Origin of the sequence: Borrelia duttonii Ly (genome assembly GCF_000019685.1) — a bacterium.
GTDB lineage: Bacteria > Spirochaetota > Spirochaetia > Borreliales > Borreliaceae > Borrelia > Borrelia duttonii.
In genome coordinates, this window is record NC_011229.1 from 529,542 (window position 1) to 544,738 (window position 15,197).

7 protein-coding genes are annotated in these 15,197 nt (G+C 28.5%); 4 read left to right on the forward strand and 3 right to left on the reverse strand.

Going from position 1 to position 15,197, the window contains the following annotated elements:
* Window positions 1-2 precede the first annotated feature (2 nt).
* The 4 genes from BDU_RS02555 to trxB all read left to right on the forward strand — a co-directional run bounded on the left by BDU_RS02555 (window position 3) and on the right by trxB (window position 11,400).
* Window positions 3-7,088 carry a SpiroCoCo family coiled-coil protein gene (locus tag BDU_RS02555; protein WP_012538264.1) on the forward strand — a complete coding sequence of 2,362 codons (7,086 nt, stop codon included), beginning with the start codon at window positions 3-5 and terminating at the stop codon, window positions 7,086-7,088.
* A 10-nt stretch (window positions 7,089-7,098) separates the two neighbouring features.
* The gene (gene pheS / locus BDU_RS02560; protein ID WP_012538265.1) at window positions 7,099-8,646 is read left to right on the forward strand and encodes a phenylalanine--tRNA ligase subunit alpha; all 1,548 of its coding nucleotides are present in this window, start codon (window positions 7,099-7,101) and stop codon (window positions 8,644-8,646) included.
* Complete coding sequence (gene pheT / locus BDU_RS02565; RefSeq protein WP_012538266.1) at window positions 8,639-10,333, forward strand: phenylalanine--tRNA ligase subunit beta; 1,695 nt, start codon at window positions 8,639-8,641, stop codon at window positions 10,331-10,333. The genes pheS and pheT overlap by 8 nt, the downstream gene beginning before the upstream one ends.
* A gap of 89 nt (window positions 10,334-10,422) precedes the next feature.
* Entirely contained in the window at window positions 10,423-11,400 is a 978-nt protein-coding gene (trxB, locus tag BDU_RS02570) for a thioredoxin-disulfide reductase (protein ID WP_012538267.1), read from the forward strand.
* A gap of 28 nt (window positions 11,401-11,428) precedes the next feature.
* On the opposite strand, the gene rlmB is transcribed toward trxB, so the two are convergent.
* The 3 genes from rlmB to dnaK are packed head-to-tail and all read right to left on the reverse strand — an operon-like array spanning window position 11,429 to window position 15,163.
* Complete coding sequence (gene rlmB, locus BDU_RS02575) at window positions 11,429-12,163, reverse strand: 23S rRNA (guanosine(2251)-2'-O)-methyltransferase RlmB (RefSeq protein ID WP_012538268.1); 735 nt, start codon at window positions 12,161-12,163, stop codon at window positions 11,429-11,431.
* A gap of 1 nt (window position 12,164) precedes the next feature.
* Window positions 12,165-13,265: a molecular chaperone DnaJ gene (gene dnaJ, locus BDU_RS02580; protein WP_012538269.1), complete on the reverse strand. Its 1,101-nt coding sequence runs from the start codon at window positions 13,263-13,265 to the stop codon at window positions 12,165-12,167.
* On the reverse strand, window positions 13,265-15,163 hold the full coding sequence (gene dnaK / locus BDU_RS02585; protein WP_012538270.1) for a molecular chaperone DnaK: 1,899 nt from the start codon (window positions 15,161-15,163) through the stop codon (window positions 13,265-13,267). Before dnaK ends, dnaJ begins: the two co-directional genes overlap by 1 nt.
* Between the last annotated feature and the right edge of the window lie 34 nt (window positions 15,164-15,197).

A 15,197-nucleotide genomic window follows, 5' to 3' on the forward strand; every position in this document is an offset into this window, starting at 1 on the left:
TTATGATAGATTTTGTAACCATTTTGGTTAATCTTTTAACGGTTTTTTTAATTTTATTTATTTATAGGCAGTATGATAGACGTTCAAGAGCTTTAGATAAGATTAAAAAATTTGTTGATCTTGCTAAAGATAATCTTGAAGATTTTATTGATGAGAAGACAAAAGAGATCAATAATCTTGCTGTTGATATGGAAGCATATCAACGTTCTAGTATAGAAATTATAAAAAAGATAGATGAAGTTCAACAAAAGATTAAAAATAAGAGTGATGATTTTGCAGAAGTTGAAAAAAAAATTGCTTACCATGATTCTATGCTTAAAGATTTAGATGATATGGCTCTTAAAGTGCAGGATAATATACAACGACTTCAAGTAGATGGCAAGGTAGTAGATAAACTTGCAAAGACTTTAAAAAATTTTAATACTCAGATTGATTCTGTTGATTCTAAATTAAATACTATTTTTGAAAAATTTGCTAAAACAAATAAGGAAAATCTTGAATCTATCAAGATTGAGAGTTGGGAAAAATTTGATAATACTATTAGAGATTTTAGTGTTAGAATGGATAATCTTGATAAAAATCTTATGTCTTATCAAGAGTCTTTATTAATGGTTGAGGAAAAAAAGAGAGACCTTTTGGATAAAGGTAATGAAAAACTTGAAAATGAGTTTAAGGACTTTTTGCTTAAAATTGAATCTAATATAGATAATTATAATAGAGGAATGGAAAAATCTTTTGATATTTACGAGTCTAAGTCTAAATCGATTGAAAATTCTCTTGATCTTATTGTAGAGCAGGCTAAAATTAAAATTAATGATAAGGAAGATTTTATTTTAACTAAGTTAAATGAAGAGTTGCAGCGAAAGTTTAATGAAGTTTTTATATATGTTGATGATCGTTCTAATCGGATAAAAGATGAACTTGAAGGTAAATTGGTATTAGTAGACAATGAGGTATTGTCTTTAAGTTCTGTTTTTAAGGACAATACTTATTCTAGATTGAATTCTCTTGAAGAAACTATTAGACAAGAAATGAGGCAATATGAAGAGCAATTTGCAGATATTTTAGAGCAATTTAGGGTGCAAATTGAGTCTAATGTGGGTGATATTTATAGGGAGTATGATAGTAAAATAAATCAATTTGACAAAGAGATAAGAGAGAGAATAGATTATAGCTTGGAGGATGCCAATTCTAAAATAGAAAGTGTTCAGAGTGGAGTTAAGAGCTTACTTGATGATCTTGAAGATGGTTCGAATAATATATATCTTGAATTTAAGAAAAAAGTTAAAGGGGATATTGATAGTTTTAATGAAGATGTATTTTCAAGAATGAATAATATTGGAAATGATTTAGATTTAAAACTTTTAAATATTAATACAAATATTCAAGATGAAGTTTCCAAGTTAGATAATGTTTTATATTTAAAACTTAAAGAGCTTAATGAAAAATTTGTTAATGAATATTCAGATTTACATGAAAATGTTAATTCGAAGTATGCAATGCTTTTGGAATCTTTAAATTTAAAAAGTAATGAATTGGAAATTCAGTTAGAGAGTAAATATAAAGGTATTGCAGATAAATTTGAGCGTAGTATTAATGATTTTACTGTTGAATGTGATGAAAGATTTAGTAATATTGCTGAAAAATCAGATTATGATTATCAAAATTTTGAAACTACTAGTAAAAGGGTAAATGAAGGTATAAATTCGCTGAATGTTTTGTTAGAGCAAAACTTTGAGACTTTAAAAAGAAATTTTGAATCTAAATTACATGGTATCAATTCTGATATTGATAATGAGGTTTTAAATTTAAAAAATCACTATGGAGAAGAGATAGGCAACTTTGTAAGGGCAATGGAAGCTAATAAATTGCAATATGAAAATTGGCAAAAAGAAGTTGAACTTAATTTAAAAGAGGTGAAATCTAATTTAAATTCAGCTAATGAAGAATTTTTAAATTTAATTGAGACTCAAAGAATGAAGGGAACAGAGCTTAGTGAGAATATTTTTAATGAACTCTCAGAACATATTCACAAAAAAGCAATGGATATGCATACTAACTGGAAAGATGAACTTATTATTTTAAATAAATCTTTGCTTGATATTAAGATTTCGAGTGAAGAATTATTATCGTCAACTTCTTCTAAAATCGACTCTTTTGAAAAAGATGTTAATGAGAGACTTGAATATGTTGTATCTAAAACAGAGACTTTTGAAGGTTCAGTATTAGATAGATATAGAGAATTAAAGGATATGTCAAGTAAGAATAGTGAAGAAGTTTTATTGGGAATTAAAGAATTTATTGATAATCAAGCCGAAATAATTCATGACAAGGTTATTATGATGCTTAATGGTTTTAATGATGACTTTTCTAATAGAGAGGAAGTGATTAAAAACAAGATAGAGGAACTTAATTATAGTCTTAAGGACTTTAAGATTGAATGTGAAGATGTTTTAAACAATTTAAGATCAGATCTTGATGAATTTATTGAAACAAGAGTTCAAAAGATTGCTGCAATTAAGATGGATAATCAAAAACAAATAGATGATTTTTTAACTCAAATCTCGGAGGATATCTTGAGTAAAAAAGATATGCTTGATAATGAAATAGATGGCAAACTTAATACTTGGCAAGATAAATTGAGTGAGATATCAGTTAATATTGAAAATGTGCTCTCTTCAGGAAAGATGGATATAGATTCTATTGATTCAGAAATGGCATTAAAAATTAATGATCTAAAGACTACTTTTAAGGGACTTGAGAGTTATTATCTTGAAAAAATAGATGAATTTAGAAATCAAGGAAATGTATATGCAGATGAGCTTTTACAAAATATTATGAGTCATTTTGATACGGATACTAAAGAACTTGAAGAGAGTTTGTCTAAAAAATTTGCTATTGTTTTAGATAAATCAGAAGAATTTGTTAAGGAAGTTGATAGTTTGCTTAAGGACAAAAGGACAGACATTGCTTCATTCCAAGCAAATATTGATATTACTATTGATTCTCTTAATTCAAGATTTAATGATCTAAATAGAGAGATTAATGAAAAATATAGTAAAGTCATATCTGATTCTAGAGAGTATTCAGAGACTCTTGCTAATAAATTGGAAAATGAAATAGGATATGAAATAGAAAATGTAAATAGAAGGTTAACAGATAAAATAGATGTTCTTAGTAAAAATATGGATGAAAATATAGAAAAATTTAAAGAATCTTTTGATATATCTAGATATCAAGTTGAAAACTTTGAAATTAGAATTAAGGATATAGTAGAAAAAGAAGAGGTAAGGATTGGTGAACTTCTTAGAGAAATTGAATATCAATATAAAATGAGACGTGAAGAGGCAATTGATTATAGAAAAGTTATGGATAATGATGTTATTCAATTAAAAGAAAGGTTTATAGGAGTGATAAATGAGCTTAAGAATAATATTGAGGATAAGTCTGAATTTTTAAATGAGCTTTATAAAGAGAGATTTAAAATTGTTGAGAATAATTTTGATGAGAGATATTCAACGTTTTTTGTTGAGAGTGAAGGGGCTATTTCAAGAATTAGAGATGAGATATATAAGATCCTTACAGATAATGATGATCGTTTAAGAGCAAAAATTGCTGAAATGGATCGTAATTTTGAAATAGTAGATGCAAGATCAAAAGAAATTTTAGAGTTTGAAGAAGGTTTAAGAAAAAAAATAGAAGAGAATAATAATAGCATTTATGAGCAATTTGATATTGTGAAATTTGATATTGAAAAAGAAATGAAAATTCAATTTGATGCATATATGATGAAGGTTACCTCTGCAATTAATGATGAAATTGAAAAGTATGAGTATGGAATTAATAAAAAAATAGATGTTCTTAAATCTATTGAAAATAACTGTGAAATTATAGAACAAAATTTAAAAGAAAAAATGGAGAAATATAATAATGATTGCGACAAAGTTTTTGATTTGAAGTATGCTGAACTTGAAGACAAATATAATGAGAAGCATTCACTTATAGAGAGGAAGATAGATGATAAGACTAATGTGGTTGAAGAGTTAATATCAAATAAATATGCTGAACTTGAAGACAAATATAATGAGAAACATTCACTTATAGAGAGGAAGATAGATGATAAGACTAATGTGGTTGAAGAGTTAATATCAAATAAATATGCTGAACTTGAAGACAAATATAATGAGAAATATTCACTTATAGAGAGGAAGATAGATGATAAGACTAATGTGGTTGAAGAGTTAATATCAAATAAATATGCTGAACTTGAAGACAAATATAATGAGAAACATTCACTTATAGAGAGGAAGATAGATGATAAGACTAATGTGGTTGAAGAGTTAATGTCAAATAAATATGCTGAACTTGAAGACAAATATAATGAGAAGCATTCACTTATAGAGAGGAAGATAGATGATAAGACTAATGTGGTTGAAGAGTTAATATCAAATAAATATGCTGAACTTGAAGACAAATATAATGAGAAATATTCACTTATAGATAGGAAGATAGATGATAAGACTAATGTGGTTGAAGAGTTAATATCAAATAAATATGCTGAACTTGAAGACAAATATAATGAGAAACATTCACTTATAGATAGGAAGATAGATGATAAGACTAATGTGGTTGAGGAGTTAATATCAAATAAATATGTTGAGATTGATAATAAATATTCAAGTATGCATTTTGATGTAGAAAATAAATTAAATACGTTTATTTCTGAGTTAAATTTAAAACTTGCAAATTCAAGTGAAAAGATGGATAGAGATATTAAGGAACAGTTAGATAATCTTACTAAACTTAAATTAAATTTAAGTAATATTGAAGGGGATGTGTTAAAACTTAAAGAAGATTCATATCATAATGTTTCATCTCATCTTAAACTTCTGGAGGAAGATTTTTTTAGAGACTTAAAGGAGAGAGGTGATAACTTAAGAAGTTCTTTAGAGAATTTTGTGACATCTTCAGATCAAAGGATTGAAAACTTAGAAAGGGAAATAATTAGAAACCTGGAAGATAAAGAAAATCTTATCAAGGATTTTGGAAGAGAAATTGAACAAAAATTTATTTTGAATAAGGAAAATTTTTATTTAGAATTTAGTAAAGAGTTTGATGTTAAAAAAAGAGATATAGAGAGTAAAATAGTTTTGATGGAAACCAATTTTACAAATAGGGTAGATGAATTTATTGGACTTATAGATAATCGTCAAAGTAATGTTGATTCTTGGTTTGTAAAAGTTAAGGATGATATGTTAAATTGGCAAAAGAATGCTTATAAAGAATTTGAAGAGAGATCGGGTATTACAAAAGAAAGTTTAAATCAGATTAAGAATGATATTGATATTATTGAGAATGATTTAGCAATTGTTAAAAGTAATGTAACTCAACAAACTAAAGAAACCTTTGAAAATTTGCATACCGATATTAAGGATTTTGAAGATCGAACTTATTTTAATTTAAAAAATATTTCAAATGAGGTTCAAGGTAAAGTTTTAAATATTGAAAATAACATGAATTTTAAGATTAGTTCTATCAATGAAAAGATAAATTTGAGTACCGAAGAGCTTGCAACACAAATTGAGATTAAGTTTTTAAGTCAACAAAAAGATCTTGAAGATAAAATTTTTGAGATTAATGAAAAATTGAAATATGAGTACGATTTAGTAACTTCTAAAATTGAGAGAGAAAAACAAAGTGTTGTGGATAATTTTTTGAATGGTAAAGATAGCTTTGAATCTCAAATTAAATTGATACAGAATGATGTTTCAAAGCTTTCTGAGCAAGTGAATACGTATAGATCTGACATTGAGGGTACTATTAAAGAGAGTTATGATTCTTTTTCTAGTATTATGAAAGAAGAATATAGTGCTTTTGAAAATGAAATTAAGGATAATTTAAACTATTCAGAAGAAGAAATAAGAACTTTGAAAAATAATTTGCAGATTCAAGTTAGTAATATAGAAACTGAATTTAAGGATAGATATAATTTGATAACTAAAAGTGTTGATGAAAATATATCAGAACTTAAACTTAAAGCTCTAAACTATGATAATGAATTTAATAATTTTGTAAGTGAAACCAAGAATAATTTAATTGCATATAAAACTAATTTGATGAAAGAACTTGATGGTCGTTACAATGTTATTAATACTAAGATTGAAAATTTTGAAAGACTTGAAGCAGAGCTCGAAAAAAATTATGAATTAATTAAGGAAGTCTATCATTTTAAGAATAAATTAGAAGATTTACGAAAAACTTTAATAGATGAAATAGATCTTGTAAAAAAATATAAGGGTGATTTTGAAAGTGTTACTAGAGAAATTGAAGATGTTAAAATTAGAACATCAGATATTATTGAAGTATTTAATGATTTAAAGACGCATCAAATGGATATTAAAGGAATTAAGAAGGATTTTGTTGAATTCCTTGATTTTTATTCTTCTTTTAAAGAAAGGTATAAGAAATTTACAGAATCTTATGATGAGATTCAGATTTATAAAACTAAACTGAAGGAAATAAAGGACGATCAAAATACTATTCTTGATAATTATGATAGGATTGGTAATAAGGATACTATATTAAAGTCTACGCTAGAATCTGTTGATAGAAATTTTGATTTAATAAGTGAAATAGAAAGCAAAATGAATGTGTTATTTAAAGAAAGTTCTGGACTTACACATAATATTGGAGAATTAAAAGACATTGTGTCAGAATTATTAGCCAATAAAGATTTATCACAGGAAGCGTTAAATAATGTTCAAAATCTTAAAGAGATGTTGTTGGAGATTGAGGATAAATTAGGATACATTCAAAATGTAAGAGAAAAAGTTGCAAAATCTGAAACTAGATTAGAAAATTTAAATGTTGCTGCTGAAGAGAGAATTAAGACTCTTGGTATTCTTGTTAAAACAGAATCTAAGTATAAAGATAATATTGGTCTTAATAATGCAACAGTTAGGGATTCTGTTATTAAACTTATGCGGCAGGGATGGAGTGCCTTAGAAATTTCAAGAGCTACTAAATTATCTGTTGGAGAAGTTGAGCTTATTTTAGAACTTGGGATTGTTAGCAAAAGTGATGATTAAGGAATAGTTTGTGGGGAATATATTTGATATAGCTAAAACATTGCATCCTCTTGAAGTGAGAGTGATTTTGAATTATAAAGAGGAAGATTCGGTTTTTGCATTGAGACTTTCTAAGGATTTAAATTATAATGAAGGGCAGTCAAATAAAGTGATTGAATGGCTCTTGTCTAAAGGCATCCTTAAGGAAACTTTTAGAAAACTTAATGTTTTTTATCGTTTAACTGAGAAAGGTGTTGATGCTTTCAATAATGGTTTGATCGAAGAGAGAATAGTTACTCTTGTATCTCAAAAAATGGTTTTGGTTTCCAATTTGGCATCAGAGTTAAAAATTGATTTTAGGGATGTGGGTAAGGCATTTGGTAATTTATCTAGAGAGGGTGTTTTATCTTTAGGATCAAATAAAGAAATTATTATTAAAAATTTAGAGTGTGCTAGTTATAAAATGGTTAAGATATTGGTTGAGAGAGCTAGAGATCAAGATTTATTGGAAGATGCTTTATCGCAGGATGAATTATTAATTATTTCCAATTACTCAAAAAAGAAAGGCGCTAATGACGTGCTCTTTAAAATCATAGAAAAATTGGACTTAAGATTTGAATTTACTAAGTTTGGATTAGAAATAAAATCTTATCTTGAAAAAAATGATTTAACGGGTAATGAAATTGTAAAATTAACACCTGAAATGCTCAAAAATAAGTCTTATGAGAATAAAAATTTTCGGGCTTATAACATTCATGTGTCATCAAATAAAACTTTTATTGGACGTGCAAATCCTTATTCAGAGTATATATCTAAAGTTAAGGATAAGCTTGTAAGTCTTGGTTTTGAAGAGTTTGATGGTCCTTTGGTTGAGAGTGAATTTTTTAATAATGATGCTCTTTTTATGCCACAATTTCATCCTGCACGTGATATAAGAGATGTTTATTATATTAAGGAACCAAATTCGTTAAAGTCTTTGCCTGAGCCTTATTTTTCTAATGTGAAAGCTGTTCATGAAAATGGGTATATTGCAGGCTCAAGGGGGTGGAAATATAATTTTAGTGAGAGTATTTCAAAAAGATTAGTTTTAAGAACACAAGGTACAGTTCTCTCGGCAAAACAATTAATTAATGCAAAAAATCCTGGTAAATATTTTGGCATTGTTAGATGTTTTAGATATGATCAAGTTGATGCTACTCATGGAGCTGATTTTTATCAAACAGAAGGAATTGTTATTGGAGATGTTAATATTAAAACTTTACTAGGTCTTCTTGAAATTTTTGCTAAGGAGTTGGCTGGAGCTACTGATTTTAAATATGTTCCTGCGTATTTTCCATTTACAGAACCTTCAATTGAAGTTCATGTTAAGCATCCTATTCTTGGTTGGTTTGAACTGGGTGGAAGTGGTATTTTTAGACCAGAGGTTACAAAACCTTTTGGAATTGATGTTCCTGTTATTGCTTGGGGTATTGGAATTGATAGAATGGCGTTGATGCATTTAGGATTAAGTGATTTAAGGGAACTTTTTACTCATAGTATTGGTGATGTTGCGTTAAGGCGAGGAAAGAGCAATGCCTAAGGTTGAAATTTATAAAAGTATTTTATTAGAAAAAATAGGAAAAAATTTGACGAATTATGAGCTTGAATCTATTATTGAGACTGCTAAAGCTGAAATTTGTGAAATTGATATAGTTAATGATAAGATCAAAATTGAATTTAATGATACAAATAGACCTGATTTGTGGTCTTCTGCAGGACTTGCACGTCATATTAAGACATATCTTTCTGGTAACGTACCTTCATTTGATTTTTTTTCAATGACAGATAATTTGCAAAAATTTTATGGTGAAATTTTTGTCAGTCCTGAAGTGTTTGGGATTAGACCTTTTATTTTTGGATTTTTAGCAAAAGGGATGATTTGTGATGAGCGTATGCTTGAGATTTTAATTCAGTTACAAGAAAAGCTTTCTCATAATTATGGGCAAAAACGAAAAAGAGTTGCAATGGGAATGTATTCGTCAAATTTGATTAATTTTCCTATAAATTATGTTACATGTAGTTCTGATTATAAGTTTGTTCCTTTAGGCATGGATATTGAGATGTCCATTAAAGAAATAAATGAAAAACATCCAAAAGGAATAGAATATTCGCCAATTTTTGAAAATGTTGATCAATATTCTTTATTGTTAGATTATAAGAACAATGTACTCTCTTATCCTCCTATAATTAATTCACGTGATATTGGAACTTTAAAAGTAGGTGATACTAATTTATTTATTGAGGTTACAGGAACTGATCTTGAAGCTACTTTGTTGTCTTTATCAATTGTTGCTTGTGATTTGTATGATATGGGTTTTAAAATTTTGCCAGTAAAGACTGTTTTTCCTAAAGAAACTTTATTTGGGAAGGAGATAATTTGTCCTTATTATTTTCAAAATAGTTTAAAGATTAATGTTGATAGTGTTAATAAACTACTTGGAAGTAATTTTACGGCAAATGATATGTGTCTTGATTTAAAAAAATTAGGAATTTCAGCTTATTTTGAAGAATCAGATACATTTTATATTATGCCTCCTGTTTATAGGAATGATTTTCTGCATGAAGTAGATGTTATCGAAGAGGTAATGATAGGAAAAGGATTGGATAATTTTAAGTCAGAGCTTCCCAAAGATTTTACTATAGGAAAATTAAGTCCAATAGAAGAATTTTCAAGAAGTGTTAGAAATTTGATGATAGGAATGGGATTTCAGGAGATGATTTATAATTATCTGGGTTCTAAGGTAGATTTTATTGAAAAGATGAATATTAAAGGTTCTGAACTTTTAAGTGTCTCTAATCCAATGACTGAAAGTTATGAGTATATTAGAGGTTCAATAATATCTGATTTGCTTAAATCTGAAAGCATTAGTTCAAATTTCCCTTATCCCCATAAGATTTTTGAGATTGGTAAGGTAGCTTTAAAAGATTTAGTTAGTGATGAGGGTACTGTTACTTATGATAATTTGGCTTTTTTAATGGCCGATAAGGAATTTTCATTTAATGAAATTAATTCTTTAGTTTCATCTCTTTTTTATTATTTAAATATTGGATTTAAAGTAAAAGAATCAAGTAAAAATCTTTATATAGATGGCAGAGGCGCTGATATTTTAGTCAATGATATTGTTTTAGGCAGTTTTGGAGAAGTGTCACCTTACATATTAAGCAATTTTGGAATTATGGTTCCATGTTGTGTCTTAGAGATTAATATTAATGGTCTTTTGCATTAGTGTCAGCATATTTTGATGTGAGTGAATTAGTTAGTATATTGAAGAATTTTTTTTATATCGTTTAAAGTTAAATTGAGTTAAGAGGTTTTATGTTAAATTTTGAGGTATTAGATATAAAGAAATGTAATAGAGAGATTATAAGAACAGAGGTAGATTTTGTTGAAGATGTGATTATTGTTGGATCAGGCCCTGCAGGACTTACTGCTGGAATTTATACTGTTATGAGTGGATATAAGACAAGTATTTTGGAAGGACCTGAACCTGGAGGACAGCTTACAACAACCACAGAAGTTTATAATTATCCGGGATTTAAAAATGGTATAAATGGAAGAGAGTTAATGTTAAATATGAAGGAGCAAGCTATCAATTTAGGTGCTACTACTTATTTTGAAACTGTGAGATCTATAAAAAAAAGAGGTGATATTTTTTGTCTCTATACGGATAATTATATCTATAAGAGCAAATCTATTGTTATTGCAGCAGGCTCTATACCTAAAAAATTAGATACTCTTAAGAATTTAGATTTATTTTGGAATAGAGGTATTTCTGTTTGTGCGATTTGTGATGGTCATCTGTTTAAGGGAAAAACTCTTGCTGTAATTGGTGGGGGTAATACGGCGATTTCAGAAGCTATTTATTTAAGTAAACTAGCAGAAAAGGTGTATGTTATTGTAAGAAAGAATTATATGAAAGCTATTGATATGTTACAAAAAAGTATTAAAACATTATCTAATGTTAATATTTTATATAACTGTGAGGCTAGAGAGGTTAGTGGGGAGAATATTGTCTCCAAAATTCATATTATGGATAATAAGCATAATTCTGCTTTTGAATTAAATGTAGATGGAATATTTATAGCTATTGGTTATAAACCAAATACAGAGTTTGTAAAAGGATTTTTGAAATTAGATGATGATGGATATATTTCTACTCAAGATATTGTGAAAACTAGTGTTAATGGAGTATTCTCATGCGGTGATGTTAGCAATAAGCTTTATGCACAAGCCATTACGGCTGCTGCTGAAGGGTTTTTGGCTTCTGTGGAAGTTAGAAATTTTTTGGGATAAGTGAGTTTATTTAATTGGATAGAATAAACTAAAGCAAGTTAAGTTGCCTTTTTATTTCAAATATTAAAATTCCTGTTGAGACTGATACGTTAAGAGAATCTATTTTTCCCTTAGTTGGTATTTTAATTAAAAAATCAGAATTATTTTTTAGTAGGTTATGTATTCCTTTGCCTTCATTGCCCATAATTAATGCAATTTTGTTGTCAGTTATTTTAGTGTTATTTATTGCTTGTCCTTTTATATCACTGGCATATATCCAAAATCCCTGTTTTTTTAAATATCTAATTACATTGTTTATATTTGGAACTGTTAATTTGTTTACATATTGACTTGCTCCAGAGCTTGTGCGTAAGACAGTTTCATTGTCTTTTACGCTTTTTCTCTGGTTAGTAATTACAAGATCAATATTGAATTGTTCTGCGGTTCTAAGAATTGCTCCAAAATTTTGAGGATCTTCTATACTATCAAGTATTAAAATAAGTATATTATTTTTATGTTGAAATTCTTTTAAGTATTCTTCTAAGTTTTTATTTTTATTGATTGTATTATAATCTTTTAGATTTTGTAATTTTAATGCAAAACCCCTATGATTGTTATTGCCAAGTATTTTTGTAAGATCATTTATTTTGATAATCTTAATGTTATGTTGTCTTGCTAATTGTTCAATACTTATGGTTTTTGGACTTGTTTTTGAAATATATAGTTCAAGTCCTTTATTATTTTTGATGCTTTCAATTATTGAATTAGCGTGTGTAATATACATATTAAATTTTATTTAAGGTAACTTCATCAATGTCTTTGACTTCCTTGCTTAGAGTTTCTAGTAGTTTAATAGCATTATTATTTAGATTTTTAGGAGTTTTGACCTTAATGATTAAAATTAGATTTCCAAATTTTTCTGTATGTAATATTGGCATTCCTTCGTTTTTGACAATGATTTGTTCATCATTTTCTGTTCCTTTTGGAATTTTTATTGAAATTTTTTTATTTGCTATTGTTTGTATTTTAATTTCTTTTCCAAGTGCTGCTTGAGTAAAGCTTATTGGTAGAGTTGCGTATAGGTCTTTTCCATTCCTTTTGAAAATTTTATGAGGTTTTATTAATACTTTTATATAGAGGTCTCCGTATTGTTGACTATCGGGATTTATGCTTCCTTTTGCTCTCATTTTAATTTGTTGGGAGTCATCAATTCCTGCTGGAATTTTGAGTTCAAGCGTTTCTTTATGTTTAATCCCTCCAGCTCCTTTGCATGATTTGCAAGGATTTGATATTATTTTTCCATTTCCATAACATTTTGGACATGTGGTTGTTACTCTAAAAAATCCCCCTCCTTGCATTACTCGGCCATTACCATTACACATGTTACATACCGAAGGAGATGTTCCTTTTTCAGATTTCTTACCTAAACATGATTCACATAATATGTTTCTTGATATGTTAATGTTATTTTTATATCCTAAGTAGGCATCCTCAAGAGATATTTCAATTTGATATGTTAAGTCTTGACCTCTCTCTTGATATCTATTTTTGTCTTGTCCACGTTTTCCAGTAAAAAATGAATCAAAAATATCTCCAAAATCTTCAAAAATGTCAGAAAATCCACTAAATCCACTAGAAAATCCACTAAATCCTGATGCTCCTCCTTCAAATGCTGTATGTCCAAATCGATCATATTGTGCACGCTTATTGTCATCGCTTAAAACCTCATAAGCTTCTGTTGCTTCTTTAAATATGGATTCAGCTTCTTTATTATTTTTATTTTTATCAGGATGATATTTAATTGCTATTTTTCTATATGCTTTTTTTATTTCATCTTTTGAGGCTCCTTTTGAGAGCCCCAAAATTTCATAGTAATCTCTTTTCACTATTTTTTATCCTCATCAACAACTTCGTAATCAGCTTCTTTGCTTTCACTACCTGCATTGTTTTGAGCATTGTTTTGATCTGGTGAACTTGCTTGAGCATCCTTGTACATCATTTCAGCTATTTTATAAGAAGCTTGTTGTAGTTCTTCTGTTTTTGATTTAAGTAAAGATATGTCTGAACCTTCTAATGCATCTTTAAGTTCCTTTATTTTGTTTTCAATAGCTTCTTTATCTTGATTTGTTATTTTCTCTCCATATTCTTTTAAAGATTTTTCTGTTTGATAGATTAATGAGTTAGCTATGTTTTTTGCTTCTATGCCTTCTTTTAATTTTTTATCTTCCTCAGCATGACTTTCAGCATCTTTGACCATTCTTTCAATTTCTTCTTCAGATAGTCCTGATGATGATTCAATTCTAATTTTTTGTTCTTTACCAGTTCCCATATCTTTAGCAGAAACATGAACTATTCCATTAGCATCAATGTCAAAGCTAACTTCTATTTGTGGAACACCTCTTGGAGCTGCTGGTATTCCATCAAGAATAAAGTTGCCCAGTACTCTGTTTTGTGATGCCATTTCTCGTTCACCTTGTAAAACTTTGATATCTACAGAAGTTTGATTATCTGCTGCTGTTGAGAATACTTGACTTTTTTTTGTAGGAATTGTGGTGTTTCTTTCGATTAATTTTGTCATGACACCACCAAGTGTTTCAATTCCTAGTGATAGAGGTGTAACATCAAGAAGTACCATATCTTTGGCTTCTCCTGTAAGTATTCCACCTTGAATAGCAGCACCTATTGCCACAGCTTCATCAGGATTTACACCTTTATTTGGTTCTTGTCCAAATATTTCTTTTACGATTTTTTGAATAGCTGGTATTCTTGTAGAACCTCCAACAAGTATTACCTCATTAATATCAGAAGCTTTAAGCCCAGCGTCTTTAATGGCTTTTAGGCATGGTTCTTTTGTTTTTTGAACCAAGTGATCTACCATTTGTTCAAATTTTGCTCTTGTAAGAGTATATTGTAAATGTTTAGGACCATTTGCATCGGCTGTGATAAATGGAAGATTTATTGATGCTTCTTGGGCACCTGAGAGTTCTATTTTTGCTTTTTCTGCTGCTTCTTTAAGTCTTTGAAGTGCCATTTTATCGTTTGATAAATCAATAGCACTATCTTTTTTAAATTCAGTAATTAGATATTTAATGATTTCATCATCAAAGTTATCTCCTCCAAGATGGGTATCTCCATTTGTTGATTTAACTTCAAAAACGCCATCTCCAAGCTCAAGAATTGAGATATCAAATGTTCCACCACCTAGGTCATAAACAGCAACGATTTCTTCGTGTTTTTTTTCAATTCCATAAGCAAGAGCTGCAGCTGTTGGTTCATTGACAATTCTCTTAACATCAAGTCCTGCAATTTTTCCAGCATCTTTTGTTGCTTGTCTTTGTGCATCATTGAAATATGCTGGTACAGTAATTACAGCTTCAGTAACTTTTTCTCCCAAATAGGCCTCGGCTGTTTCTTTCATTTTTGTGAGAGTTGCTGCTGATATTTCTGGTGGTGACATTTGTTTTTTGATATTGGAGATATTTACACGTGCATCACCATTTTGTCCTTTTTCGACTTTATAAGGAACCATTTTGATTTCGCTTGCAACTTCTTCAAATCTTCTTCCCATAAATCTTTTTATTGAATATATGGTATTTTCAGGGTTTGTAACCATTTGGTTTTTTGCTACTTGTCCTACAAGTCGCTCACCTTTGTTTGTATAAGCTACAATTGATGGAGTAGTTCTTCCTCCTTCTGAATTTTGTATAACAACAGGTTTTCCATGTTCCATTATGGCTACACATGAATTTGTTGTTCCAAGATCAATTCCTATAATCTTTCCCATATAAGGCCTCCTTTTGTTATTTTTTGATTTCTAA

Bases quoted from the DNA above. Each gene is read 5' to 3' on its own strand.
- trxB (WP_012538267.1), top strand. From the start codon at position 10,423: ATGTTAAATTTTGAGGTATTAGATATAAAGAAATGTAATAGAGAGATT.
- rlmB (WP_012538268.1), bottom strand. From the start codon at position 12,163: ATGTATATTACACACGCTAATTCAATAATTGAAAGCATCAAAAATAAT.
- dnaK (WP_012538270.1), bottom strand. From the start codon at position 15,163: ATGGGAAAGATTATAGGAATTGATCTTGGAACAACAAATTCATGTGTA.
- pheT (WP_012538266.1), top strand. From the start codon at position 8,639: ATGCCTAAGGTTGAAATTTATAAAAGTATTTTATTAGAAAAAATAGGA.
- BDU_RS02555 (WP_012538264.1), top strand. From the start codon at position 3: ATGATAGATTTTGTAACCATTTTGGTTAATCTTTTAACGGTTTTTTTA.